A 23,824-nucleotide genomic window follows, 5' to 3' on the forward strand; every position below is an offset into this window, starting at 1 on the left:
GGCCTGCGCCGGATGGCCCGAAACCCCACCCGGCCACTCACACTCTTCGGAATCACCACATGACCAGCACAAACGACTTTGCCGGAACCCTGCCCACCACGGGGGGGCGTCCCCAGTTCCACTCTACCGGCCCCCACCGACAAAACCCCAGTTCAGAGCCGGTTATCCACAGGCCGCCCCCAATGAGGACAACTCAGAGCAGCTCCAGCAGGAACGGCAGCTCCTGCGGCGCATACCAAGCCAGCTCGTGGTCCTCGGCGTCCCCGAGCGTGAACTCCGCATCCGGATCCCCCAGGTCAGCCGCGTCGATCACCGCCGCCGCGGCGGCCACCGCCTCCGCCGCCTCCGGGGCGTCCACGTGGATCGCCGCCACCGCCGACATCGGGATCGGGCCGCCGATGCGGACCACCGGCGCGTCCAGGTCCGGACGCAAAGTCACTCCGGAAACGTCCGCCGACACCACCACCCGGCGCGGCTCGCCCTTCTCCTCCGCCGCGATCAGGCGCAGCGAGGCCCGGGCCGCGTCCAACAACGCCGCGTACTCCAGCTCCTCGTCCGACCCGCTCACGTACGCCTCGCGCAACGCCGGCGTCAGCGCGAACGCCGTTCCGCTGCGGGCGCGGAACTCCCCCGAGGTTTCGAGGTCGCGAAGCATCGCGATGGTCGCAGGCAGATAGACCCTCACCAGTGCGCACCCTTCAGCTCTTCCAGGGACTCTTCGATCATCCCGGCCACGAGATCCACGTCGAACGCGGCCTTGCGGTCGCCGTTCAGTCCGAAGTAGACGCCGCCGTGGTACGACGTCACCCCGATCGCCAGCGCCTGGGTGCGCATCAGCGGCATCACCGGGAACATCTCGACCAGTCTGGCCTCTCCCGCGTACATCGGCACCTGGGGGCCCGGTGAATTGGTCACCATGACGTTGAAGATGCGCCCGGACAGCGACCCCGCCGCCCGCGCGCCGAGCGAGTGGAGCGTAGCCGGGGCGAAGCCGCCGACCTTGAGCAGGCCGCGCGCCGCCACCGAACGGCCCGAATCGAGGTGCTCGGCCATCGCGTGGCCGATGTGCTGGAGCCGCAGGACCGGGTTCGGCTCGCCCACCGGCAGGTCCACCAGGTACGCCGCCACCTGGTTGCCGACCAGCCCCGGCGTCGAGTAGCCGGGCGTCTCGGCGTCGCGGACCGCCAGCGGCACCAGCGCGCGGATCGTCGTGTTCGGCGTCAGCTGGACCTCGCGCGACAGGAGCCATTCACGCAGGGCGCCGGTGATGGCCGCGAGGACGACGTCGTTGACCGTGCCGCCGTGCGCCGCGCGGATCTTGCGGAAGTCCTCCAGCCGCGTGCGGACCACCGCGAACACGCGGCCGCCCGAGACCCGGACGTTCAGCGGCCCCGGCGGCGCCGGGCTGACCAGCGTGCGCAGCGTCGACGCCACCCCGCCGACCGTCTCGGCGAACTTGCCCGCCGCCGCGAAGGCGTCGTTCGCCGCCGACCGGACGTTCTCCACCACCTCGCCCGGCCGCTGGACGCCCTCGCTGATCGCGTCCAGCACCAGCTGGGTGCGGCTCGGCTCACGGCGCGGCGTCCAGATGTCCTCGAACGGCTCCGGCTCGGCCGGCGCCGGGTCGAGGATGAGCTGGCCGAGGTCGATCGTGCCGACACCGTCCACAACGGACTGGTGGGTCTTCGTGACCAGCGCCACCCGGTCGCCGGACAGGCCTTCGATGAAGTACGCCTCCCAGAGCGGCCGCTCCGGCGCCAGCCGCCGCGACATCAGGCGCGCGACCAGGTCGAACAGCTGCTCGTCACTGCCCGGCTGGGGCAGCGCCGAGCGCCGGACGTGGTAGTTCAGGTCGAAGTCGACGTCGTCCACCCACACCGGCCGCGCCAGGTGGCCCGGCACCTCCAGCACGCGCTGCCGGTACCGCGGCAGGTACGCCAGCCGCCCGCCGATGAGGTCGACCAGCTGGGGGTAGCCGAACCCGGAGCGCGGCCGCTCGAAGATCGCCACACCGCCGACGTGCATCGGGGTCGCGTGGTCCTCGACGTACAGGAACGAGGCGTCCAGCGCGGAAAGGCGGTCGGGCATGGGCCGATCCTTACACAGTGGAAGACTGCGGGGTGTGGGTGATGAGTCGACGATCTCGCCGAAGGACCGGTTCCTGACCGTGTACGGCCGGAAGCCGGTGCTCGAGGCGCTGGCCGACGACGGCCTGCGCGTGGACAAGGTGATCCTCGCCGACACCGCCCGCGGCCCCGGCGCCGCCGAGATCCAGCGCGCGGCGAAGGCCGCCGGCGTGCCGGTGCAGCGCGCCAGCGCGCACCGGGTCAAGGTGCTCGCCGGCAACGGCAAGCAGGACCAAGGTGTGCTCGCCGACGTCGTCGCCCCACGGATGCGAGCGCTTTCCGCGGCGCTGGCCGACCGGCGGCCGCCGTCGCGGGTGCTGCTGCTGGACGGCATCACCACCCCCGCGAACGTCGGCATGATCCTGCGGACGGCGACCGCGGCCGGGCTGGACGGCGTGATCGTGCCCCGGCGCGGCGTCGCGGCGCTGGACCCGCTGGTGGTCAAGGCTTCGGCCGGGGTGGCGTTCCGCGCGCCGGTGCTGCGCTGCGGCTCGGCGCGCGAGGCCGCGGAGCTGCTCACCGAAGCCGGCTACGGGCTCTACGCGCTGGGCGCGTCGGCGCGCACCACGGTGTTCGACGTCGACCTGCCGCAGCGCGCCGCGTTCGTCCTCGGCGGCGAGACGGCCGGGGTCGGGCCGGAGGTCGGCGAGCTCGTCACGGAGTGGCTGTCGATCCCGATGCCGGGCGACGTCGAGTCGCTGAACGTCTCGGCCGCCGCCGCGGTGGTGTCGTTCGAGCTGGTCCGCCGCGCGCGCTGACCTTCAGCCGGTGGGGAACAGCACGGCGAGTTCGTCCAGCGTCTCGCTGACCGACCGGTGGTGCACCCCGACCATGCCCGCCTGGACGGCGCCGCGGATGTTCGTCGCGGAGTCGTCGACGAACGCGCAGCGCGCGACCGGCAGCCCGAGCCGGTCGGCCGCGATCAGGTAGACGGCCGGATCCGGTTTCGCCACGCCGACCTCGCCGGAAAACACCAGAGCGTCGAAATAGGCGAACATGGTTTTCTTGACCTCGCTCGACGCGCCGGGAGCGTTGGACAGCAGCGCGGTGCGGACGCCCCGTTCGCGCGCGGCCGCCAGGTAGTCGTAGAACCGGCCGGCGTCAGGGTCCGTGAGAACTCCGGCGAAATCGACCAATAACCCTTTCAGCACCGGCACACAATAGCCGGGCGCGTTGTGACGTGTCCCGCAGAGTGGTCCACCTACCGTATCCGGCGACTGGAATCCACAGTTCGGCGGTTCTCGCCCTGATCGAGCGATTCGCGGTTCTTTTCCGGCCCGTTCTCGCCTCTAAGCGAAAGCCGACTCAGGGAGGGCAGAAAATGATCGAGGAACATCGGTTGCGGACGTTGATCGACTGCGAGGTGCCGCGGCCGGCGGACGGCCGGCAGGTGCCTCAGCGGGAGGAGGAACGCGCGCGCTGCCCGGCGCCGAGACCGGGCGAGGCGGGCGAAGTGGGCCACCTGCTGAACATGCTGCTGGAGGCGTACGACGGCCGCCGCCCGGCGGCGCAGGTCCGCGCACTGGTGGCGCCGGAGGTGTTCGCCGGGCTGGCCGGGCCCCGCCGGCCGAGGCCCCGGCACCGGACGCAGACGATCCACACGTGCAGCCCGGCACCGGACGTGGTGGAGGCCTGCGCCCGCGTGGAGGCGGACGGCCGTTCGTTCGCCCTGGCGGCAAGGTTCGTGCGGACACCGGCGGGCTGGCGGTGCGAGCGGTTCGCCCTGTTGAAGCCACAGTACCCGGCAAACCCGCTCCGGCGCGCGGCTTGAGGTGCGGCGGTGGGGGCCGCTCGCCGCCGAGGGCCGGCTGGGGCTTCGGCTGGTCCAGGGGCCGCGCCGGGCCGGCGCGGCCCCTGGGCGGCGATTGCGATGGGACCGGCCGCGGGAAGTGCGCCGCGTCGAACGCGCCGGCGCGGCGCAGTCTGCCATCGGCGGCCAGGCAACGGCCGTGGAGGCACGTCCGCAGCGCCGGTCGGCGGCCAGGCGAGGCCGCGCGCGGCGCGGGCCGGCCGAGCCGGGGCTAGTCGCTGCTGGTCACCGGGAGGCTCGACAAGCCGCGCAGGGTTGCCGTGGGGTTCCAGGTCGGTGTTCCCGCCAACCTCAGGCCTGGGCGGCGGCGGGCCAGCTCGCGGAAGGCGATCCGGGCCTCCAACCTCGCCAACGGCGCTCCCAAACAGAAGTGGATCCCCTGGCCGAACGCCAAATGCCGGCCCGGCTCTCGCGCCGGGTCGAAGGAGTCCGGGGCGGGGCCCGTGGCCGGGTCGCGGTTGGCCGCTCCGATCACCACGATCACCTGGCTGCCCTCCGGGATCGGCAGGTCCGCCAGCGTCGTGTCGCGCAGGGCCGTTCGGGCCGTCAGCTGGGCCGGTGAGTCGTAGCGCAGGACCTCTTCCACCACGCGCGCCGCGTTCTCGCCGTCCGCTCCCAAGGGCTTCAGGCCCTCCGGGGAGCGCAACAGCGCCAGCACTCCGTTGCCGATCAGGTTCGTCGTCGTCTCGTGGCCGGCGATCAGCAGGAGCGTCAACGTCACCAGGAGCTCGCCCTCGGTGAGCACGTCGCCCGCGTCCGAGACCGCCACCAGCGCCGACAGCAGGTCGTCGCCCGGTTCGCGCCGGCGGTCGGCCGCCAGTTCGCGGAAGTACGCGACGAACGACTGCCGTGCCCTGACCGCCGGTTCGAGCGTGTCCGGGGGCTGCAGGAACGGCGGGTCCAGGGCCCGCGCCATTGCGTGCGACCACTCCGCGAAGCGCTCACGGTCGTCCAGTGGCACGCCGAGGAGTTCCGCGATCACCTCGACCGGCAGCGGCTTCGCGAACGCCGTCATCACGTCGAACTCCGCCGGCGCGCGGTCGATGAGCGCTGCCGCGAGCTCCTCGATGCGCGGTGCCAGCTGCTCGACCATCCTCGGTGTGAACGCCTTCGCCACCAGCCGCCGCAAGCGCGTGTGATCCGGCGGGTTCAGCGACAGGAACGCCCGGACCACGCGTCCCGATTCGTCGACCGGCTGGTCCGGGAGGCGGTCCGCCGGGTCGAGGTACTCGGGTTCCGGATGCCCGAAGGCCGGATCACGCAGCACCTGCGTGGCCTCGGCGAGGCCGCTGACCACGAACATCCGCTCCGCGAGGGCCGCCACCGGGCGGGCCTCGCGCCAGCGGCGGTAGTGCGGGTACGGGTCCGGCCGCCGCTCGGCGCCGAACAGCGCGAAGAACTCCTGTGGATCTGCCGACGTCACAAAACCCCCATCAAACGAAACCGGGGCGCGCGGATCTCGCCGCGCGCCCCGATCGACACCCGTGTCAGCGACGCGGGCCCTTCTTGCCCTTCTTGGCGGCGTCACGCTGGGCGGCGCGACGGTCGCGACGCGTCCCGCCGGCGCCACCGCCCGCGGCCTGCGCCCCGCCCTCGGCGTGGGACTCGACCTCGCCGTCCTCGCCCGGACCGGACAGCATCATGCCCGACTGCTGGCCACCGCCGCCGAGACCCTTGCCGCGTAGAGCGGCCGGGACGGACTCGGTGTCGGTCGTCGGCGGCTGCGGCGGCGCCGGACGCGCGTGGCGGCCCTCGGTCGCCTGGCCGTTGCCGGTCGGGACGCCCGTCGGCAGCGCCGAGGCCTCCTCGGCCGGGGGCGCCTCGGCGCGCTCGACCTGCAGGTTGAACAGGAAGCCGACGGCCTCCTCCTTCAGCGAGTCGAGCATCGCGCGGAACATGTCGAAGCCCTCGCGCTGGTACTCGATCAGCGGGTCGCGCTGCGCCAGTGCCCGCATGCCGATGCCCTGCTTGAGGTAATCCATCTCGTACAGGTGCTCGCGCCACTTGCGGTCGAGGACCGTCAGCATCACCTGGTGCTCCAGGGTCCGCATGCCCTCCGGGCCGACAAGCGCGTTGATCTCCTCTTCGCGCTGGTCGTAGGCGCGGCGGGCGTCTTCGAGCAGCGCCTGGCGCAGGCCGTCGGCGTCGAGGTCGCCGTCGTCCATCAGCTCGTCCCAGGTCACCGAGACCGGGTAGAGCTGCTTCAGGGCCGACCACAGCTTCTCGTGGTCCCAGTCCTCGGCGTAGCCGTTGGCCGTCGCACCGTCCACATAGGCGTTGACGACGTCCTCGAGCATGCCCTCGATCTGGTCGCGCAGGTTCTCGCCGGCGAGGACGCGGTGGCGCTCGGCGTAAATCACCTTGCGCTGCTCGTTCATGACCTCGTCGTACTTGAGGACGTCCTTGCGCTGCTCCATGTTGATCTGCTCGACCTGGGTCTGCGCGCTCTTGATGGCCTTGGAGACCATCTTGTGCTCGATCGGCACGTCGTCGGGCAGCCGCATGGTCGTCATGACGCGCTCGACCATCGTCGCGTTGAAGCGGCGCATGAGCTCGTCACCGAGCGAGAGGTAGAAGCGGGACTCGCCCGGGTCGCCCTGACGGCCGGACCGACCGCGGAGCTGGTTGTCGATGCGGCGCGACTCGTGCCGCTCGGTGCCCAGCACGTAGAGCCCGCCCGCCTCGCGGACCTCTTCGCCCTCGGCCTTCGACTCCGCCTTGACCTGCTCGAGGACCTCGGGCCACGCGGCCTCGTACTCCTCGGAGTGCTCGACCGGGTCCAGGCCGCGCTCGCGCAGCACCTGGTCGGCGATGAGGTCGGGGTTGCCGCCCAGCACGATGTCGGTACCGCGGCCGGCCATGTTCGTGGCGACCGTGACGGCGCCCTTCTGGCCGGCGCGCGCGACGATCAGCGCCTCGCGGTCGTGGTGCTTCGCGTTCAGCACCTCGTGCGGGACGCTCAGCTTCACCAGCAGCTTCGACAGGTGCTCGGACTTCTCGACGCTGGTCGTGCCGACCAGGACGGGCTGGCCCTTTTCGTGCCGCTCGGCGATGTCCTCGGCGACGGCCTCGAACTTGGCCTGCTCGGTCTTGTAGATCAGGTCCGCCTGGTCGACGCGGATCATCGGCCGGTTCGTCGGGATCGGCACCACACCCAGCTTGTAGGTCTGGTGGAACTCCGCGGCCTCGGTCTCGGCCGTACCGGTCATGCCGGACAGCTTCTCGTAGAGGCGGAAGTAGTTCTGCAGCGTGATCGTCGCCAGGGTCTGGTTCTCGGCCTTGATCTCGACCTTTTCCTTGGCCTCGATCGCCTGGTGCATGCCCTCGTTGTAGCGGCGGCCGTGCAGGATGCGCCCGGTGAACTCGTCGACGATCATGACTTCGCCGTTGCGGACGATGTAGTCCTTGTCGCGGTGGAAGAGCTCCTGGACCTTCAGCGCGTTGTTCAGGTACCCGACCAGCGGGGTGTTCGCGGCCTCGTACAGGTTGTCGATGCCGAGCTGGTCCTCGACGAACCGGACGCCCTTCTCGGTGACGGCGACGGTGCGCTTCCGCTGGTCGACCTCGTAGTGGTACTTCGAGTTGATCAGGTTCGTCTTCTCGACGCGCTCGCGCGACCCCATCGTGGTGGTGTCGATGCCCTGCATGAGGGGGGCGAGCCGGGCGAACTCGACGTACCAGCGCGACGACTGGTCGGCCGGGCCGGAGATGATCAGCGGCGTCCGGGCCTCGTCGATGAGGATCGAGTCCACCTCGTCGACGATGGCGAAGTTGTGCCCGCGCTGCACGCAGTCGTCGAGGCTCCACGCCATGTTGTCGCGCAGGTAGTCGAAGCCGAACTCGTTGTTCGTGCCGTAGGTGATGTCGGCGTTGTACTGGGAGCGCCGCACGTCCGGCTGCTGCTCCGACAGGATGACGCCGACCTCGAGACCGAGGAAGCGGTGGATGCGGCCCATCCACTCCGAGTCGCGCTTGGCCAGGTAGTCGTTCGTCGTGACGACGTGGACGCCCTTGCCCGGGATGGCGTTGAGGTAGGCGGGGAGGACGCAGGTGAGCGTCTTGCCCTCGCCGGTCTTCATCTCGGCGACCTGGCCGAGGTGCAGCGCCGCGCCGCCCATCAGCTGGACGTCGAAGTGGCGCTGGCCCAGCACCCGCTTGGCCGCTTCCCGGACGACCGCGAAGGCCTCCGGGAGCAGGTCGTCGAGGGATTCGCCGTCGCCGTTCCGCTTGCGGAACTCCTCGGTCTTGGCCCGCAGCTCGGCGTCGGTCAGGTCCTTGACGTCGTCTTCGAGGGTGTTGATGTGATCGGCGATGTTGCGCAGCCGCTTCACCATCTTGCCCTCACCCGCGCGGAGCAGGCGGTTCAGCACCATCCGGTCGACCTCACTAGCTGAATATGAGCGCGCCCAGGCCGGTCCCGGGCAGGTTCTCCCGCGGTGGCGGCCGTGTTCGGCACCACCTTCCCACCCCCATCGTAGGGAACGGTGGTCCTCGTGTGCACACGCCGTAGGTTCTGACATGCGAAGGGCCCGCACGCGAGCGCGTGCGGACCCTCCGGCTGGCCTCCTTCGAGTCCGGCTCAGCCGAGCCGGATCACGCCGTAGTCGAAGCCTTTCCGCCGGTAGACCACGCTGGGCCGGCCCGCGTCGGAGTCGTTGAAGAGGTAGAAGTCGTGGCCGACCAGCTCCATCTCGTAGAGAGCCTGGTCCACCGTCATGGGCTCCGCGGTGTGCTGCTTCTCGCGAACGACGCGGCCGGGCTGGTGACCCAGGTCGTCGTCGGTCCAGCTCTGCTGCTGGGGCAGGTGGAATTCTTCGGCACTCGCGAAGCCGTTCGCCTGCGGTTCGGCTTCGGGTGCGTCCAACACCGCGGTACGCGCGGCGGGACTGGCTGCGGCCGGGGATCCACCACCCGGCAGTGCCGAGGTCGCTTCGGCGACCGATTCCGGACGGCTGCGGCCGTAGTGCACGCGCCTCCGGTCGTGTGTCCTCCGCAGCCGGTTTTCCAGCTTGGTGACTGCGGAATCGAGCGCCGCGTAGAAGTCGGCGGCACACGCTTCAGCGCGTACGGCCGGGCCCCGCCCCTTTCCGGTGATCTCGACGCGCTGGCAGCTCTTGGCCTGGCGCCGGTTGGGTTCGTGGAACAGTTCCACGTCGTACCGGATGACTTTCCTGTCGTAGCGCTCGAGACGGGCCAGCTTTTCGCTGACAAGCGCCCGATAGTGGTCGGGCACCTCCACGTTGCGGCCCTTAACGACGATGTCCATACACGACCTCCCTCGCTGAGATGACTGCGAGCTGTTGTGTTCACACACGGCGCCGGTATTGCGGGGACGTAAGCCCGGATCGCGGGCTGAGAAGGAACTCGGAAACGGTGGACGACGTCTCGTTCCGGTGACCGAGCGCGGACTCAGCGCACCTCCGGCGCCAGGGACATGGGCTCGTCACCTCCCTGCCTGCGGGGATTGCTGATTGCGGAGCACGTTAGCTTCCTCACGCCCGTTACAACAGCCCCCGAGCCGGGGGATGTCAGGGGATGGGACTCGGTCACCCCGCGCAGTGATCGCGAAGTGGGCACCGCAAAACACCCGCTGGTCGGACGCGCCGCTTTCGCCGTGCTGTCACACGGACGGCGCATCGCTGCCTCCTGCTGGACGCCGAGGGTGACAGCCCGGTCTCCCGCAGCCGCCACTCCGGTGGAGTGGTGCGGCAGCCGAGTGATCGTGATCGACACCCTCATGCCCGGACAACGGGCGCCGGTCCGTTCGCGTTCCCGCTTGTTGTCACTCATGTAGGTGACGCCAGGTTCACCCAGGCGCGAGAAGTGCATTCTCGAGTGGCTTTTTGCGGGCTGAGCTGGGGCGAGGTGCTTTGGGCGGTGTTTGATCGAAGTGAGGCGCGGAACCGGTACCAGCCTTTTTGATCTGTGCGCTTTGTTCTTTCAGCCGGCCGCCAGGAGGGTGAGGACGGCGGAGACGGTGAAGCCCGCCGCCGCCAGAGCCCGGGTGCAGGCCGCGGCGGTGGCGCCGGTGGTGATCACGTCGTCGAGCACCACGATCTCGGCACCCGGAAGCGGGCGGCCGGCTTCGCGGAACTTCAGGCGGCCGGCGAGGTTGGCGGCGCGTTGCTCGCGGGTCAAGCCGACCGCATCCCGGGCTGCGCCGGCGAGCTCCAGCGCCGGGGCGACGATGACGGGGATGCCACGGGCGGCCAGGACGGTGGCGGCTGCTTTGGCGAGGCGCTCGACGTGGGGGCCGCCGCGCACCCGGGCTGCCGACGGGCGGCTGGGGGCGGGGACGAGGCAGATCGGCCGGGTGGAGGAGTGGGTCTTTGGGCCGGTCGGGTGGGGGCTGGCTGGGAGACGCGGCGGGGCGCACGCCCGGTGTGGGTGGATGGCTCCAGGCCACGCCGGCGCGCCGGCCAGCCGCGCCCGCGCGCGGGCCGGACACGGCAGAAGGCGCCTCAGTCCGGCCTGAGCATGCGCCGGCCACGCCGAAAGCCGGCTCGGCCAGGTCCGAGCACGGGCTGACCACACCAGGCGCCCACCCGGCCGAGCCCGAGCGCCATTCGGTCGCGCCGAGGGGTGCGGCGGGATCGCGGCGGCGGGAGGAGGGTTGCCAGGGAGGCGGAAACCACCAGACTCAGGCGGCATCAACGGCAGCGCCACCAAAGCCTCCGCCAGCACCCGCCCCAAGGACGGCGCCAGGTCCCGGCGCCCCCGCTCCTTGTACGCGATCAGCAACCTCCGGCCCACCCCGCGGTACCGGGCCAGCGCGAACACCCGGACCAGCCCCGCGGTCGGCCCGCGCACCACCTCCCGCGCGGCTCCCCACACGCCCTCGCAGCGGGCACAACACGGCTCCCCGCGGGCTCCGCACGCGGCGCAGCGGCTCGGGATCAGCAGATCGAACAGTCTCTTCAGCACACGGACAGTGTCACGACCGGCACCGACAGTTTCGGGCGCCCGACCGTCACTCACCCGAGTGAAAGATCAGCCCGGGTAAAACGGGTCCGCGTCCTTCATCGTGTGGCTGTGCGGGCGCCACACCTCGCCCAGGACCGAGGCCGTCCAGAGGCCGTTCGCGTCCGCCACCACGATCTGGTGGTTGGGGGCCGCCGTCACGCCGTGGACCGTCGGGGTGAGGTTGCTGCTGTTGAACGCGTCCAGGCGCTGGCCGTCCACCGTCACCTTGACCACCGGCTGGGACGACGACTTCGTGACCGCCACCAGGCTGTCCGCGGCGATCCAGTCGACGTCCACGACGTCCTCGATGTCGTGGGGCTGGAGGTGGCGGGGCTCGCGCAGGGACACCGAATCGCCGTTGACGACCACCGCGGCCACCCACAGCTGGCCCTTGATCACCGCCGCCACCCGGGTTCCGTCGCGGGAAAACCGGAGCTCCGTGAGGTCGCCCTGCTGGGTCAGGTCCGTGGCGTTGACGCTCAGCGCCGTCCAGTGGCCGTTCTGGTCGAGCACCATGCGGCCCACCGACAGCCCGTCGACCACCGTCCACAGCTCACCCGTGCCCGGGCGCCACGTGGGGCGGGTCAGGGAACTGCCGCCGAGGGGCGTCAGCGCCAGGTCGTGGCCGAGGTCGCCGATGCGCAGGCGGACGCCGCCGCCGCTGCGCTCGACCACCGCCAGGCGCTTGCCGTCGATCGACTGGGCCGCGCTCACCACGTCGTAGCCGCCGTTGCCCGCCGGGCCGCCCACCGGGGCGCCGTCGGCGAGGGACCGGACCCGGCCGCCGACCGTCATCAGGCCCTGCAACTGCGAGCCGATCGACAGCGACGCGCCGTACGCGGGCAGGTCGTTCTGCCGCCAGTCCGGGTGGTTCGGCACGAGCGGGGCGCCGTCGGCGAGGATGCGGATCCGGGCCGAAGTCACGTACTGCAGGGACAGCACGATCTGCGCGGCGATCAGGTTCCGGATGTCGTCGGGCACCCCCGAAAGCCCGGTCAGCGGGACCACCAGCGTCCCGTCGTCGAGGCTCTTGACGTTCGTGTCGATCTCGATGGGCTCGCCGAGCAGGTTCTTCACCGCCCCGGCCAGAGCCGACGACGGCCCGTTCACCAGCAGGTCCATCACCCGGCCCGGCAGGCCCGACTGCGGCTTCGCGACGACGTAGCGCCGATCGGGGACGAAGGTGGCCGACGACTCCGAGTAGAAGTTCACCGGCACCGGCGTGTAGTTCTCGCTGAAGTCGCTCTCGGTCGCGTACAGGTCGGCGGGCGGGTCGACGATCCGCCACTGGTTGTTCGGCTGCCGGCGCACCTTCACCTGCAGCAGCGCCGAGGTGTAGTCCGGCACGAACGCGCTGCTCTGGTCCAGCGTGCCGACGTCGATCCCGCGCACGTTGACGACCTGCGTGTTCGGGTCCGGCGGCGGAGCGGTGTCGTAGACCGTGCCGAAGGTGTCCTGGATGATCGTCAGGTTGCGGCTCGGCCGCCAGTTCGCCCGGCCCTGCTCGTCCAGGTAGGCGCGCGCGGCGGCGTTGTTCTGCCCCGGCTTGAGCGTCGCCCCGATGAAGGCGCGGACCAGCGACAGCGGGTCGAGGCCCGGCGCCGGCTCCGGCACGACGTCACCGGGGCTCTGCCCCTGCCGCTCCCCCGGCACCACCTGGGGTTGCGATTCCAGCGGCACGTTCGCGCAGCCCGCCAGCAACACCGAGCAGAGCACCAAAAGCAACAGCTGCTTCATCCGGAGCTTCGCCCCGAGCCGGGGGCTCCGCCGCCCGGACCCCCGGAAAACCTGGTGGTTCACTGACCGATTCCTTCACGTTCGGCGAAGATCGCCTCCGGCGCCGGCGTGACGTCGATGACCCCGAGCGGCACCTCGGCGGCGAACCGGCCGGGCGGCGGCAGGACCAGCGGCGACTCCCCCGCGGGCACGTCCTGCTGGCGCGGCAGCAGGAGCCGGAAGCAGGCGCCGTTGCCGGGCTCGCCCCACGCGTCGAGCTCGCCGCCGTGCAGCCGCGCGTCCTCCTGGCTGATCGCCAGGCCCAGCCCGGTGCCGCCGGTGCGCCGGTTGCGCGACGGGTCGGCGCGCCAGAACCGGTTGAACACCAGGTCGGCCTCGCCGGGCCGCAGGCCGACGCCGTGGTCCCGGACCGTGATGGCGACGGCGGTTTCGTTCGCCCCGACCGTCAGCACCACCGGCTTGCCCTCGCTGTGGTCGACGGCGTTCGCGAGCAGGTTGCGCAGGATCCGCTCGACGCGCCGGGCGTCGACCTCGGCGATCACCTCTTCTTCGGGCAGCACCAGCTCCACCGAGCTGCCCGCGTTGCCGGCGATCACCCGCACCTGCTCGACCGCGCGGGTGGCGATCGGCCGGACGTCGATGAACTCCGCGGCCAGCTCCTCCACGCCGGCGTCGAGCCTGCTGATCTCCAGCAGGTCCCCGAGCAGCGCTTCGAACCGGTCGAGCTCGTCGACCAGCAGCTCCGTCGACCGCGCGAGACCGGCCGGGAACTGCTCGCGGGACGCGTGCAGCACGTCCGCGGCCATCCGGACGGTGGTCAGCGGCGTGCGCAGCTCGTGCGAGACGTCGGAGGTGAACCGGCGCTGCAGGCCGCCGAACTCCTCGAGCTGGCGGATCTGGCGCTGGATGCTCGCGGCCATCCCGTTGTAGGACACCGCGAGCTTCGCGAGGTCGTCTTCGCCGAGCACGGCGAGCCGCTGGTCGAGGTCGCCGCCGGCGAACTGCTCGGCCGCCGCGGCGGCCTGCCGGACCGGGCGGACCACCTGCCGCGTCACCAGGTTCGTGATGCCCGCCAGCAGGAGCAGCAGCACGAGCCCGCCGACCAGCAGCGTGTTCTGCACCGTCGAGACGGTGTTCTGCTCGGTCGTCAACGGGAACAGCAGGTACAGCTGCAGCGGGACGGCCACGGTGTTCAGCGGCGTGCCGACGATCAGGTACGTGGTGCGGCCGCCGCCGGCCTCGGGCGCGGTGTGCTCGAGGAAGCTCATCTGGTCGGCTTCGACGAACTGGCGCAGCCGCGGCGGCACGTTCTCGAACGGCCCCGCGAACGACGGCTCGGCGCCGGACTGGTCGTGCCCGCCGCTGGCGAGGACCGGGACGAACGTGCCCGCCGCCGACCCGGCCGCGTCCTGGCTGGTCGGCGTGATCGCGATCTTCTTCAGCGCGTTCTCGAGCCGGTTCCGGAGTGCCTCGTCGTTCTCGGACGAGCCGAGGCCGACGAGCTCGCCGGCGGCCGTCTCCGCCGCCGCGCGGGTCTGCGCGATCGCCGCCGTGCGCTTGGTGTCCAGCAGCCGCTCGGTGATCTGGTTCTGCAGCACCATGCCCAGCACGAAGACCACGGCCGAGGACAGCGCGAGCGTCGACACGGTGACGCGGAACTGCAGCGAGTGCTTCCACAGCTCGTTGAACGCGACCGCGCGGCGGCGCGCGAAAACGACGACACGCCGCACCAGGCGTGCCGTCGAACGCGCGAACGCGGGGAGCCGTCTGCCGGTCGCGAGAGTCATCGCCGCATCACGGCGGGCCGGCCTTGTACCCGACACCGCGAACGGTCAACACCACCTCGGGGTGCTCCGGGTCCTTCTCCACCTTCGAACGCAGGCGCTGGACGTGCACGTTCACCAGCCGGGTGTCGGCCGCGTGCCGGTAGCCCCACACCTGCTCCAGCAGCACCTCGCGGGTGAACACCTGACGCGGCTTGCGGGCCAGCGCCACCAGCAGGTCGAACTCCAGCGGGGTCAGCGGGATGGCCTTGCCTTCGCGCGTGACCTCGTGGCCCGGCACGTCGATCGCCAGGTCGCCGATGGTGAGCGATTCCGCCGGCTCGGCCTCGGTGCGGCGCATGCGGGCCCGGACCCGCGCGACCAGCTCCTTCGGCTTGAACGGCTTGACGACGTAGTCGTCGGCGCCGGACTCCAGGCCGAGGACTATGTCGACGGTGTCGCTCTTGGCGGTGAGCATGACGATCGGCACCCCGGACTCGGCGCGGATCGCCTTGCAGACGTCGATCCCGTTCATCCCGGGCAGCATCAGGTCGAGGAGGACGAGGTCGGGCTTCAGCTCACGCAGCGCGGGCAGCGCGCGTGAGCCGTCGGCGACCACCGCCGTGTCGAACCCCTCCCCACGGAGCACGATGGTGAGCATCTCCGCGAGGGCGGGGTCGTCGTCGACCACGAGAACACGTGCCTTCATGTCCACATATTCGCACTAGTTCCGGCGCCCGCACGCACGACCCGCGTGTTTGACCACCAGAAAGATCAAGATCGCCCGCACTCCCTGCTCCATCCGGGTGCCGGTACCGGCCGCTTTGGACGGTCCGTGGAGGCCGCACCGGAACCCCGGTGCGGCCTCCACGGACCTGTGAAGAGGGCTCAGGGTAACGACTGGCGAGATGCCGAGCCGGTACGTGAAAGTTGCGCATTGTGAGACTCTGTGCCTCCTCCGCAACAATCCGGGTTCGGGGACGTCCTCGTCAAGAGATTCGCCCATCCAGCCGATAGGAACTCCGCGAAACGGATACTGTTGCGCCATGCGGAACCAGGACTCGGGCAACGCAACTCAGAGCCAGGTGCAATCGGTCGACCGGGCCATCAGCGTGCTGGAACTGCTCGCGCGCAACGGCGAAACCGGCATCACCGAGATCGCGGGCGAACTGGGGGTCCACAAGTCGACGGCGTCGCGCCTGCTCAGCGTCCTGGAGACCAGAGGCCTGGTCGAGCAGCTCGGCGAACGCGGGAAGTACGCCATCGGCTTCGGCGTCGTCCGGCTGGCCGGTGCCGCGACCGGCCGGATGGACCTCGCGAAACTGGGCCGGGCCAGCTGCCTGGCGCTGGCCGAGGAACTGGGCGAGACGGTGAACATCGCGATCGCCGACGACGGCGTCGCCATCAACATCAGCCAGGCCCGCGGCTCGGCCGCGATCACCACGCAGAACTGGACGGGTCAGCGGACGCCGCTGCACGCGACCTCGAGCGGGAAAATCCTGCTGGCGTACATGGGGGAACCCGAGCGCAAGCGGGTGCTGAAGCGGAAGCTGGAGCAGTACACCCCGCGCACGACGGTCGAGCCGGAGGAGCTGCTGGCCGAGCTGGACCGGGTGGTCGAGGACGGTTATGCCGCCTGTTACGAAGAACTCGAGCTCGGGATGCACGCGGTGGCCGTGCCGATCCACGGCCCGGGCGGGGACGTCGTCGCCGCGATGAGCGCTTCCGGGCCGTCGTACCGGCTTTCGAAGCAGCGCGTGAAGCAGATCGTGAAGCCGATGACCGAGGCGGCGGAGGAGCTTTCCGCGCAGCTGGGGTATTTCCGGGACTAGGGGTAGAGCCGCACCATCTCGCGGATCGTCTTTCCCATGTGCGTCACCAGTTCCGGGGGTGCCAGCACCTGCGCGTCCGCGCCGAGCCGCAGCAGCCCGGCCGACGCGTGGGGCACGCTCTCCAGCGGGATTTCCGCGCGCTGCCAGCCTTCGGCGTCTTCGGGTTCGAGCGTCCGGGCGACGAGCCGCGCGGCCCGCGGGCCGAGGATGTCCGGCAGAGCCGCGATCCCGGCCGGGGAAAGCCGGACGAGCGCCGTCTCGCCGTCTTCGGCCTCCTCGTACCGTTCGACGTGCGCGCGCCAGAATTCGGCCAGCTCGAAGCCGGCCGGGCGGGTGAAGTGCTCGTCGAGCGCCCGGAACTCCTCGATGTTGCCGACCCGGTAGGTCCGCGGTTCCGGCCCGGCGACCAAGTACCAGACGCCGGCCTTGAGGACCAGGCCGAGCGGGTGCAGCCGCCGCGTCACCACCCCGGGCGCCGGCGACCAGCGGCGGTAGCGGATCTCGACGACCTGGTCCCGCCACAGCGCTTCCGCGGCGGCGAGCAACTGGGGGACGGCGTCGGCCTCGCGGTACCAGCCGGGCGCGTCGAGGTGGAACCGCTGCCGGATCCGCACCGACGCCTCGCGGTATGGCGTCGGCAGCGCGGCCATCAGCTTCAGCTCGGCGGCGGCCACCTGGGCCCCCAGCCCCAGCTCGGCGGCCGGCTGCGGCAGCCCGGTGAGGAACAGCGAGCCGGCTTCGCCCTCGGTCAGGCCGGTGAGCCGGGTCCGGTAGCCGTCCACCAGCTGGTAGCCGCCGTTCGGGCCGCCCTCGGCGTAGACCGGGACGCCGGCCGCGGCGAGCGCTTCGACGTCCCGGTAGACCGTCCGCGCGGTCACGCCGAGCTCGGCCGCCAGCCGGGCGGCGCTCATCCTCCCCCGGTTCTGCAGCAACAGCAGCAAGGACACCAGCCGGCTCGCACGCACGCGCCGGAGTCTGCCAGCGACCACTGACAGAAGGTGTCAGGGGTAGCCCCGCAAGATCGCCGTCATGACCGACTTCGACTTCTTCATCGGCTCCTGGACCGTCGTCACCCGGCGGCTCGAGTCGCTGTTCTCCGGCTGCGACGACTGGGACACCTTCACCGGCACCACCACGTGCACGCCGCTCTTCGACGGCGGCGGCAACACCGAGGAAATCCTGTTCCCCGAACGCGGTTTCCGCGGTTTCACCCTGCGCCTGTTCGACGTCGAACGGAAGGAGTGGTCCATCTACTGGGCCAACAGCCGCACCGGACGGCTCGAACCGCCGGTGGTGGGCACCTTCCGCGACGGCCGGGGCGACTTCTACGGCGACGACACCCACGAGGGCAGGCCCATCAAGGCGCACTTCATCTGGTCGGACATCACCGCCACCTCCGCGCGGTGGGAGCAGGAGTTCTCCGCCGACGGCGGTCGGACCTGGGAAAGCAACTGGGTCATGGAATTCACCCGCGCATGAGGGGCGCAGATCCGTCGTCCTGCGACTGTCCACTGTGGGCGAACCGGGCCAGGAACGAGGCACCGCCCGGTAGCGACGCTACTGCCCTAGCAGCGTCGTCGCGAGCGCTTCGTGGTCGACACCCGCGACACCGTCCAGGACGTGCCAAGGCGCGAGCCAGCCCGTCGCGGCCAGCTCGTCGTAGACGGCCGCGCACCGCCGCTGGAGGCCGTCGTCGGTTTCGAAGGCGTCGCGCTCCCGGCCGGTCTCGGTCTCCGCACGGCGTTCGGCGCGCTCCGCCGCGACCGCCGGGGCGACGCGCAACAGCAGGTGCGCGTCCGGGCGCGGCAGGCCGAAGCGGTCGACCTCGAGCTCCCACACCCACTTCACGACTTCGCCGGACGCGTCCTGCCGCAGGCGCGCGGCGGCGTACGCGGCGTTGGAGGCGACGTACCGGTCGAGGAGGACGACGTCGTGCGCGTCCCGCAGCGCGCGGATCTCGTCCGCGGCGCCGCTGCGGTCCAGCGCGTAGAGCATCGCCATGCCGTACACCGAGTCGGCGAGGTCACCGTGCCCGCGGTGCAGCGCCTCGCGGACGAGGTCCGCGTGCACGCTCTTGCCGTAGCGCGGGAACGCCAGCGACGCCACGCTCGCGCCCTCGGCGCCCAGCGCCGTCGTCAGCCCGTCGGCGAGCGTGCGCTTGCCCGCGCCGTCGAGCCCTTCGATGACCACCAATCGACCCACGGGAGTCACAGTAACGGTGGTGGACCGGCGGGCTCGGTGGAAGGGGATCGACGCCGAGCCCGCCGGTTCGTCTAGGCGGGGTGCCGCCGGAGGTGGAACACGTAGCCGAGGCCGCTGATCGCCAGCACGCCGACGAGGATCAGCAGCGGCACCCAGCCGGTGTCGTGGCCGGACGGTGCCGGGCCGCCGTCACCGCGGGGCATCACCTGGGAGGTCGCGTCGTAACCGCCGGCCTCGCCGTCGCGGGCGTAGGCCGAGCCGGGGAGCTTGTCGGCGTAGCGCGCCTCGACGATCCGCTGGTAGCCGGCGACCGCGTTGCCGTCGGCCAGCGACGTCACCCGGCCGTCGCGGACGGCGTACCAGGCGTCGACCTGCGGTTCGTGCAGCAGCTGGGCGCCGGCGGGCAGCTTCCGGGCGTACTCGCCCTCGACGTCGCCCGAGGCGATGTTGCCGATCTGCCAGGCGCCGTCCGCGCCGCGGACCGACCAGAGCGTCGCCGTCCGGCCGTCCGAGGCGCGCGCGGGGATCGCGAAGTAAGCGAAGTCACCCGGCGTCGCGCCGGGCTTGCCCGCGACGAAGTCCGGCGACAGCTCGTACACGGCGTAGGCGTCCGGCGCGATCTGCACCTTCACCGGGCCTTGGGCTCCCGGGGCCTGGGCGAAGAAGCGGACCAGGACGTCCTGGAACCCCTCGGCCGCGCGGTGCGCCGCGGAGGCGTCGGCGCTGCTGATGACGGCGGCCTGGGCCGCGCCTGACACCGGAGCCGTCATCAGCAGCGCCGCGCCGGTCAGCACGGCGAGCACGAGCGCCCGCCTGCTCATCGGGCGATCCCGGTGAGCGTGTGCGTCCAGGTGAACGACGAGTTCTGCGTGTAGTAGCCGTAGGTCGACCAGTTGTAGCGCTTGGCGGGGCCGGGGTCGCCCCAGAACACCCAGTCGCCGCGGGTGTCGTAGCCGTAGAGGACGTGCGTGTGGCCACCGCCCGAGCGGTAGCCGACGCGGGTCTCGACCGGCCGGTCCGCCGCGGTCTGCGTCCGGACGTCGGCGTAGGAGATGCGCCGGTCGAGGTAGCGGCCCGGCGAGCCGAAGCCGAGCCGGGCGAAGGCGCGCTGCGGGTCGGCGAGCGTTCCGGGGAGGTTCGCGCAGTCGGCGCCGGTCTCGCCGTGGGCCAGCTGGCAGAACCGCGTCTGGCTGACCACCGCGCCGTGGTAGGCGGCGATGGTGTTGCCCGCGCCGGCCCAGCACCACTGGTTCTTCTGCTGGAGCTGCAGGGCGATCTGGTTCCGGTAGGTCGACGGCACTCCGGGCGCGGCTGCTTGGGCCTGCAGCGGGGCGACCAGGCACAACAGCAGGCTCACGGCCAGTACGGCGTGGACCTGGCTCGACTTCACCAGCACGGACGGCCTCCTGCTCGAACGTGGGCGAACCAGCGGTGGTCACAACGGTGAACAACGCGGTCACAAGGAGCAAGAACGCCATCCGGAGGAACGGACCGTTCCGGGGCACAGCCGGAACGCGGAACGCTCACCTCAACGAGGCCAACCACCCTGAACGGGGGTCGGCACGGCCACTCTACGCTGCTACCGTGAACGTTCCGCGGTGTTCACGCCCAGCGCACACACTGGTCGGGTGAAGGGACGAGCGGTGGCACAAGACGGGAACCTCCCACTGATCATCGATGGCGCCCGCACGACCCGGGCATCGGTCGCCGAACTGCCCAAAGAGCTGACCGAAGCGCTCCGCACGGGCGAGTTCCACCACGCGTTGCGGCTGGCGATCGCCTATCGCGGGCTCTCGCTGGCCCGGCTGCGCGCCCACCTGGCGCTGCGCGGCGTCCAAATCGGACAGTCGACGCTGAGTTACTGGCAACGCGGGCTGCGTCAGCCCGAGGTGCCGAAGGCGCTGCCCGCGGTCCGGGCCCTGGAATCGGTCCTCCAGCTGCCGGCGGACGCCCTGGTGGTGCTGATCGGGCCCCGCCTGGTCCGCCGCGGCCACCAGCCGGCGGCGTCGTTCCACGACCTGCGGTCCGGCGACATGGGCTCGATCGTCGAGGACCTGCTGGCCGAACTGGGCGCGTACCCGTCGTCGAACCACTACAACGCGGACCTCGAGCTGCTGTCGGTCCACGACACGATCACGTTCGACGCGGAACACCGCCAGGTCAGCCTGCGGACGCGGCTGGTGACGCGCGCACGCCGTCACGGGCCGGACCGGTACCTGACGGTCTACAACGGCGACCCGGGCTGCCGCATCGACGACGTCGAGCTGATCACGGACGAGGGCTGCCGGGTGGGGCGGATGCGCCGCAACCCGGACGCGGACACGATGGCGACGGAGCTGCTGTTCGACCGCAAGCTCGCCGAGGGCGACATCCACGTGTTCTGCTTCGAGGTCCGGGACGACTCCGGGTCGGCCTCGCCGGGGTACTACCGGATGCTGCGCGACCGGTGCGCGAGTTACCTGGTCCAGCTCCGGTTCGACCGGAACGCCCTGCCGGCCCGCTGCACCCGCCAGGTCCGCGCGCGCGACGACGCCCTCCCGGTGGTCGCGGAGGAACTGGCGTGCGACATGGGCGGGGTGAGCAGCGCGTTCTTCAGCGACGCCGGGCCGGGCCTGGCCGGCGTCGCCGTCGAGTGGAACTGAGCCGCACGGCTCGATGCCCCGCCAATCACGCAAGATGCCGCTCCAGTCACGCGTGATGCCCCGCTGGTCACGTGTGATGCCCGCCTGAGCACGGCCGGGTCGCTTACCTGCCGAGTCGGCTCGCGTGATCGGGCGCGTCACTCGCGTGATCGGGCGCGTACCTCGCGTGATTGAGCGCGTACCTCGCGTGATTGAGCGCGTCACTCGCGTGATTGGGCGCGTCACTCGCGTGATTGGCGGCGTACCTCGCGTGTCTGGAAGCGCATCTCGCGTGATTGGCGAGGCATCTCGCTAGTGGCCGCGGTGTTTGGCGCGGGCCTTGGCGCGGGCCAGGGTTCGGCGGCGGGTGGCGTCGGCGGCCGCGCGGCGTTTGCGGGCCGCTTTGTTCTCGGCCGCGTGCTGGGTGACCGCGTCGCGGAGGGCGCGCTGGGCGGCCGTGCCGATTCCCTCGTCTTCCTGGGCCTTCTTCGCCAGCTTCGCGAGGCGCTTGGCGTTGAGCCGGGCCGTCGGCCGCTGCTCGGCGGGCACCGGTGGGGCCGCGCGGGCTTCGTCGGCCAGGCGGGCGAAGTCGCGGCCGGCGGCGAACGCCGCCAGCTCGGCGTTGGTCGGCTCGCTGCCGAAGAGGTGGCGCGCGGCCCGGACCTGGCCGTCTTCGTGGATCTCGTAGACGCCGACCCAGAACCGGCCGTCGTGGTACAGCGTGAACACCCCGCTCATCGGGAAACCTCCAGGCGTGACGGATCAGCCTGGCGTCACCGGTTTCCCTGGACGGGACAACGAGCCCGGAGCGGACCGCCCGGACTACCCACCGGGCCGTGAGGTTCGTGAAGCCAAGAACGGCCCCAGCCTACGCCGGGCCGCCGCCGATGCCGATCTCGTTTCCCTCGGGGTCGACGTAACGCACCTTGCGGACGCCGTTCTCGTACGTCTCCCGGCCCACCGGCTCGATGCCCCGCTCGGAGATCGCCGCGACGCGCTCGTCGAGGTCGCCGACGAACAGGACGTGCATGGCGTGCCCGGTGGCTCGCTCCGGACGGCGCTCGATGAAGACGGCGCCGTGCTCGGTGACCTCCCACAGCGCTTCGGTCGCGCTCACCACGTACGTCGGCGGTGCCCCGAAGAGTTTCTCGTACCAGGCCAGCGCCCGCTCGTAGTCGAGCACGGCGATGCCGGCCATCAGATCGACCATCACAACCCCTCGGAGCCCGCAGAACGGAAGGGCCGCCCCGAACACTTTCGAGGCGGCCCCGGCCGGCCGAGACCTCAGTACCGGTAGTGCTCCGGCTTGAACGGCCCTTCGACGTCCACGTCGATGTACTCCGCCTGCTCCTTGGTCAGCTTCGTCAGCTCCCCGCCGAGCGCCTGGAGGTGGATCTTCGCGACCTTCTCGTCGAGCTTCTTCGGCAGCCGGAAGACCTCCTTGTCGTACTCCTCGTGCTTGGTGAACAGCTCGATCTGCGCGATCACCTGGTTCGAGAAGCTGTTCGACATCACGAACGACGGGTGCCCGGTCGCGTTGCCCAGGTTCAGCAGGCGTCCTTCGGACAGCACGATGATCGTGTTGCCGTTCGGGAACACCCACTCGTCGACCTGCGGCTTGATGTTGATGCGGCGGATGCCCGGGTAGCGCGCCAGCCCGGCCATGTCGAGCTCGTTGTCGAAGTGGCCGATGTTGCCCAGGATCGCCTGGTGCTTCATCTTCGCCATGTGCTCGACCAGCACGACGTCCTTGTTGCCGGTCGTCGTGATCACGATGTCGGCCTCGGGCAGGGCGTTCTCCAGGGTGCGGACCTGGTAGCCGTCCATCGCCGCCTGCAGCGCGCAGATCGGGTCGATCTCCGTCACGATCACACGGGCGCCCTGGCCGCGCAGGGACTCCGCCGCGCCCTTGCCGACGTCGCCATAGCCGCAGACCACCGCGACCTTGCCGCCGATCAGGACGTCGGTGCCGCGGTTGATGCCGTCGATCAGGCTGTGGCGGATGCCGTAGCGGTTGTCGAACTTCGACTTCGTCACCGCGTCGTTGACGTTGATCGCCGGGAACAGCAGCTCGCCCGCCGCCGCCAGCTGGTACAGCCGCAGGACGCCGGTCGTCGTCTCCTCGGTGACGCCGCGGACGCCTTCGCCGATCTTCGTCCACTTGCCCGTGTCGGCAGCGACCGAGGTGCGCAGCAGCTCGAGGAACACGCGGAACTCGTCCGAGGTGTTCTCGTCCGGGGTCGGCACGACACCCGTCTTCTCGAACTCGGTGCCCTTGTGCACCAGCATCGTGGCGTCACCGCCGTCGTCGAGGATCATGTTCGGGCCCTCGCCGTCCCAGGTGAGCATCCGCTCGGTGCACCACCAGTACTCCTCGAGCGACTCGCCCTTCCACGCGAACACCGGGACGCCCTTGGGCTCCTCGGTCGTGCCGTGCGGGCCGACGACGACTGCCGCGGCCGCGTGGTCCTGCGTCGAGAAGATGTTGCAGGAGGCCCAGCGCACCTCGGCACCCAGCGCCACCAGCGTCTCGATCAGCACCGCGGTCTGCACGGTCATGTGCAGCGAGCCCGAGACGCGTGCCCCGCGCAGCGGGTAGACCTCCGCGTATTCGCGCCGCAGCGCCATCAGGCCCGGCATCTCGTGCTCGGCGAGGCGGATCTCCTTGCGGCCGAACTCGGCGGCTTCGAGGTCGGCGACGGCGAACTCGATGCCGTTGCGGGTCTCGTGCCGCTTGGCAACGCTTTCGGGGGTCATAGTGGCGATTCCT

The 23,824-nt window shown here is 71.0% G+C and carries 22 protein-coding genes; 5 read left to right on the forward strand and 17 right to left on the reverse strand.

The window, feature by feature from the left end:
* Window positions 1-193: 193 nt before the first annotated feature.
* Both ACWEF6_RS33815 and ACWEF6_RS33820 read right to left on the reverse strand, forming a co-directional pair.
* Window positions 194-685 (reverse strand): DUF6912 family protein, encoded by a 492-nt coding sequence (locus ACWEF6_RS33815; protein WP_449686658.1) that lies wholly within the window; start codon window positions 683-685, stop codon window positions 194-196.
* On the reverse strand, window positions 682-2,088 hold the full coding sequence (locus ACWEF6_RS33820; RefSeq protein ID WP_449686659.1) for a WS/DGAT/MGAT family O-acyltransferase: 1,407 nt from the start codon (window positions 2,086-2,088) through the stop codon (window positions 682-684). The genes ACWEF6_RS33815 and ACWEF6_RS33820 overlap by 4 nt, the downstream gene beginning before the upstream one ends.
* Before the next feature lie 34 nt (window positions 2,089-2,122).
* Here ACWEF6_RS33820 and ACWEF6_RS33825 point away from each other — a divergent pair, with 34 nt between their 5' ends.
* Window positions 2,123-2,884, forward strand: a complete 762-nt coding sequence (locus ACWEF6_RS33825) for a TrmH family RNA methyltransferase (RefSeq protein WP_310973432.1) — start codon at window positions 2,123-2,125, stop codon at window positions 2,882-2,884.
* Window positions 2,885-2,887: 3 nt separating this feature from the next.
* Here the strand turns inward: ACWEF6_RS33825 and ACWEF6_RS33830 are convergent, their stop codons facing one another.
* Window positions 2,888-3,262, reverse strand: a complete 375-nt coding sequence (locus tag ACWEF6_RS33830) for an HAD-IA family hydrolase (RefSeq protein ID WP_449686683.1) — start codon at window positions 3,260-3,262, stop codon at window positions 2,888-2,890.
* A 185-nt stretch (window positions 3,263-3,447) separates the two neighbouring features.
* Between ACWEF6_RS33830 and ACWEF6_RS33835 the strand changes: the two genes are divergently transcribed.
* Window positions 3,448-3,897, forward strand: coding sequence for an Rv3235 family protein (locus tag ACWEF6_RS33835; protein ID WP_449686660.1), 450 nt, complete (start codon window positions 3,448-3,450; stop codon window positions 3,895-3,897).
* 250 nt (window positions 3,898-4,147) lie between these two features.
* Here ACWEF6_RS33835 and ACWEF6_RS33840 read toward each other — a convergent pair whose 3' ends face one another.
* The 7 genes from ACWEF6_RS33840 to mtrA all read right to left on the reverse strand — a co-directional run bounded on the left by ACWEF6_RS33840 (window position 4,148) and on the right by mtrA (window position 15,108).
* Window positions 4,148-5,359: a cytochrome P450 gene (locus ACWEF6_RS33840; RefSeq protein WP_449686661.1), complete on the reverse strand. Its 1,212-nt coding sequence runs from the start codon at window positions 5,357-5,359 to the stop codon at window positions 4,148-4,150.
* Between the two features lie 64 nt (window positions 5,360-5,423).
* Entirely contained in the window at window positions 5,424-8,309 is a 2,886-nt protein-coding gene (secA, locus tag ACWEF6_RS33845) for a preprotein translocase subunit SecA (RefSeq protein WP_310973438.1), read from the reverse strand.
* Between the two features lie 206 nt (window positions 8,310-8,515).
* The gene (gene hpf, locus ACWEF6_RS33850) at window positions 8,516-9,202 is read right to left on the reverse strand and encodes a ribosome hibernation-promoting factor, HPF/YfiA family (RefSeq protein WP_449686662.1); all 687 of its coding nucleotides are present in this window, start codon (window positions 9,200-9,202) and stop codon (window positions 8,516-8,518) included.
* A gap of 674 nt (window positions 9,203-9,876) precedes the next feature.
* Window positions 9,877-10,200, reverse strand: a complete 324-nt coding sequence (locus ACWEF6_RS33855; protein WP_449686663.1) for a hypothetical protein — start codon at window positions 10,198-10,200, stop codon at window positions 9,877-9,879.
* A gap of 726 nt (window positions 10,201-10,926) precedes the next feature.
* Window positions 10,927-12,636, reverse strand: a complete 1,710-nt coding sequence (locus tag ACWEF6_RS33860) for an LpqB family beta-propeller domain-containing protein (protein WP_449686664.1) — start codon at window positions 12,634-12,636, stop codon at window positions 10,927-10,929.
* Window positions 12,637-12,695: 59 nt separating this feature from the next.
* The gene (mtrB, locus tag ACWEF6_RS33865; RefSeq protein WP_449686665.1) at window positions 12,696-14,423 is read right to left on the reverse strand and encodes an MtrAB system histidine kinase MtrB; all 1,728 of its coding nucleotides are present in this window, start codon (window positions 14,421-14,423) and stop codon (window positions 12,696-12,698) included.
* 7 nt (window positions 14,424-14,430) lie between these two features.
* Window positions 14,431-15,108, reverse strand: a complete 678-nt coding sequence (gene mtrA, locus ACWEF6_RS33870) for an MtrAB system response regulator MtrA (RefSeq protein ID WP_005150760.1) — start codon at window positions 15,106-15,108, stop codon at window positions 14,431-14,433.
* A 337-nt stretch (window positions 15,109-15,445) separates the two neighbouring features.
* Here mtrA and ACWEF6_RS33875 point away from each other — a divergent pair, with 337 nt between their 5' ends.
* Window positions 15,446-16,231: an IclR family transcriptional regulator gene (locus ACWEF6_RS33875; protein WP_449686666.1), complete on the forward strand. Its 786-nt coding sequence runs from the start codon at window positions 15,446-15,448 to the stop codon at window positions 16,229-16,231.
* Here the strand turns inward: ACWEF6_RS33875 and ACWEF6_RS33880 are convergent.
* Window positions 16,228-17,196 (reverse strand): helix-turn-helix transcriptional regulator, encoded by a 969-nt coding sequence (locus ACWEF6_RS33880; RefSeq protein WP_449686667.1) that lies wholly within the window; start codon window positions 17,194-17,196, stop codon window positions 16,228-16,230. The genes ACWEF6_RS33875 and ACWEF6_RS33880 overlap by 4 nt on opposite strands.
* Before the next feature lie 64 nt (window positions 17,197-17,260).
* Between ACWEF6_RS33880 and ACWEF6_RS33885 the strand changes: the two genes are divergently transcribed.
* Window positions 17,261-17,710, forward strand: a complete 450-nt coding sequence (locus ACWEF6_RS33885) for a hypothetical protein (RefSeq protein WP_449686668.1) — start codon at window positions 17,261-17,263, stop codon at window positions 17,708-17,710.
* A gap of 78 nt (window positions 17,711-17,788) precedes the next feature.
* On the opposite strand, the gene ACWEF6_RS33890 is transcribed toward ACWEF6_RS33885, so the two are convergent.
* The 3 genes from ACWEF6_RS33890 to ACWEF6_RS33900 form a co-directional block, all read right to left on the reverse strand.
* Window positions 17,789-18,442: a dTMP kinase gene (locus tag ACWEF6_RS33890; RefSeq protein WP_449686669.1), complete on the reverse strand. Its 654-nt coding sequence runs from the start codon at window positions 18,440-18,442 to the stop codon at window positions 17,789-17,791.
* Window positions 18,443-18,504: 62 nt separating this feature from the next.
* Window positions 18,505-19,254 carry a hypothetical protein gene (locus ACWEF6_RS33895; protein WP_449686670.1) on the reverse strand — a complete coding sequence of 250 codons (750 nt, stop codon included), beginning with the start codon at window positions 19,252-19,254 and terminating at the stop codon, window positions 18,505-18,507.
* Window positions 19,251-19,829 (reverse strand): papain-like cysteine protease family protein, encoded by a 579-nt coding sequence (locus ACWEF6_RS33900; RefSeq protein WP_449686671.1) that lies wholly within the window; start codon window positions 19,827-19,829, stop codon window positions 19,251-19,253. Before ACWEF6_RS33900 ends, ACWEF6_RS33895 begins: the two co-directional genes overlap by 4 nt.
* A 247-nt stretch (window positions 19,830-20,076) precedes the next feature.
* On the opposite strand from ACWEF6_RS33900, the gene ACWEF6_RS33905 reads away from it, so the two are divergent.
* Window positions 20,077-21,075 (forward strand): hypothetical protein, encoded by a 999-nt coding sequence (locus tag ACWEF6_RS33905; protein WP_003085563.1) that lies wholly within the window; start codon window positions 20,077-20,079, stop codon window positions 21,073-21,075.
* A 291-nt stretch (window positions 21,076-21,366) separates the two neighbouring features.
* Here ACWEF6_RS33905 and ACWEF6_RS33910 read toward each other — a convergent pair whose 3' ends face one another.
* The 3 genes from ACWEF6_RS33910 to ahcY form a co-directional block, all read right to left on the reverse strand.
* Window positions 21,367-21,792 carry a YjdF family protein gene (locus ACWEF6_RS33910; RefSeq protein ID WP_449686672.1) on the reverse strand — a complete coding sequence of 142 codons (426 nt, stop codon included), beginning with the start codon at window positions 21,790-21,792 and terminating at the stop codon, window positions 21,367-21,369.
* Between the two features lie 130 nt (window positions 21,793-21,922).
* Complete coding sequence (locus ACWEF6_RS33915) at window positions 21,923-22,264, reverse strand: VOC family protein (protein WP_449686673.1); 342 nt, start codon at window positions 22,262-22,264, stop codon at window positions 21,923-21,925.
* 74 nt (window positions 22,265-22,338) lie between these two features.
* Complete coding sequence (gene ahcY / locus ACWEF6_RS33920) at window positions 22,339-23,811, reverse strand: adenosylhomocysteinase (protein WP_449686674.1); 1,473 nt, start codon at window positions 23,809-23,811, stop codon at window positions 22,339-22,341.
* Window positions 23,812-23,824 lie beyond the last annotated feature (13 nt).

The organism is Amycolatopsis sp. NPDC004772, assembly GCF_053601215.1.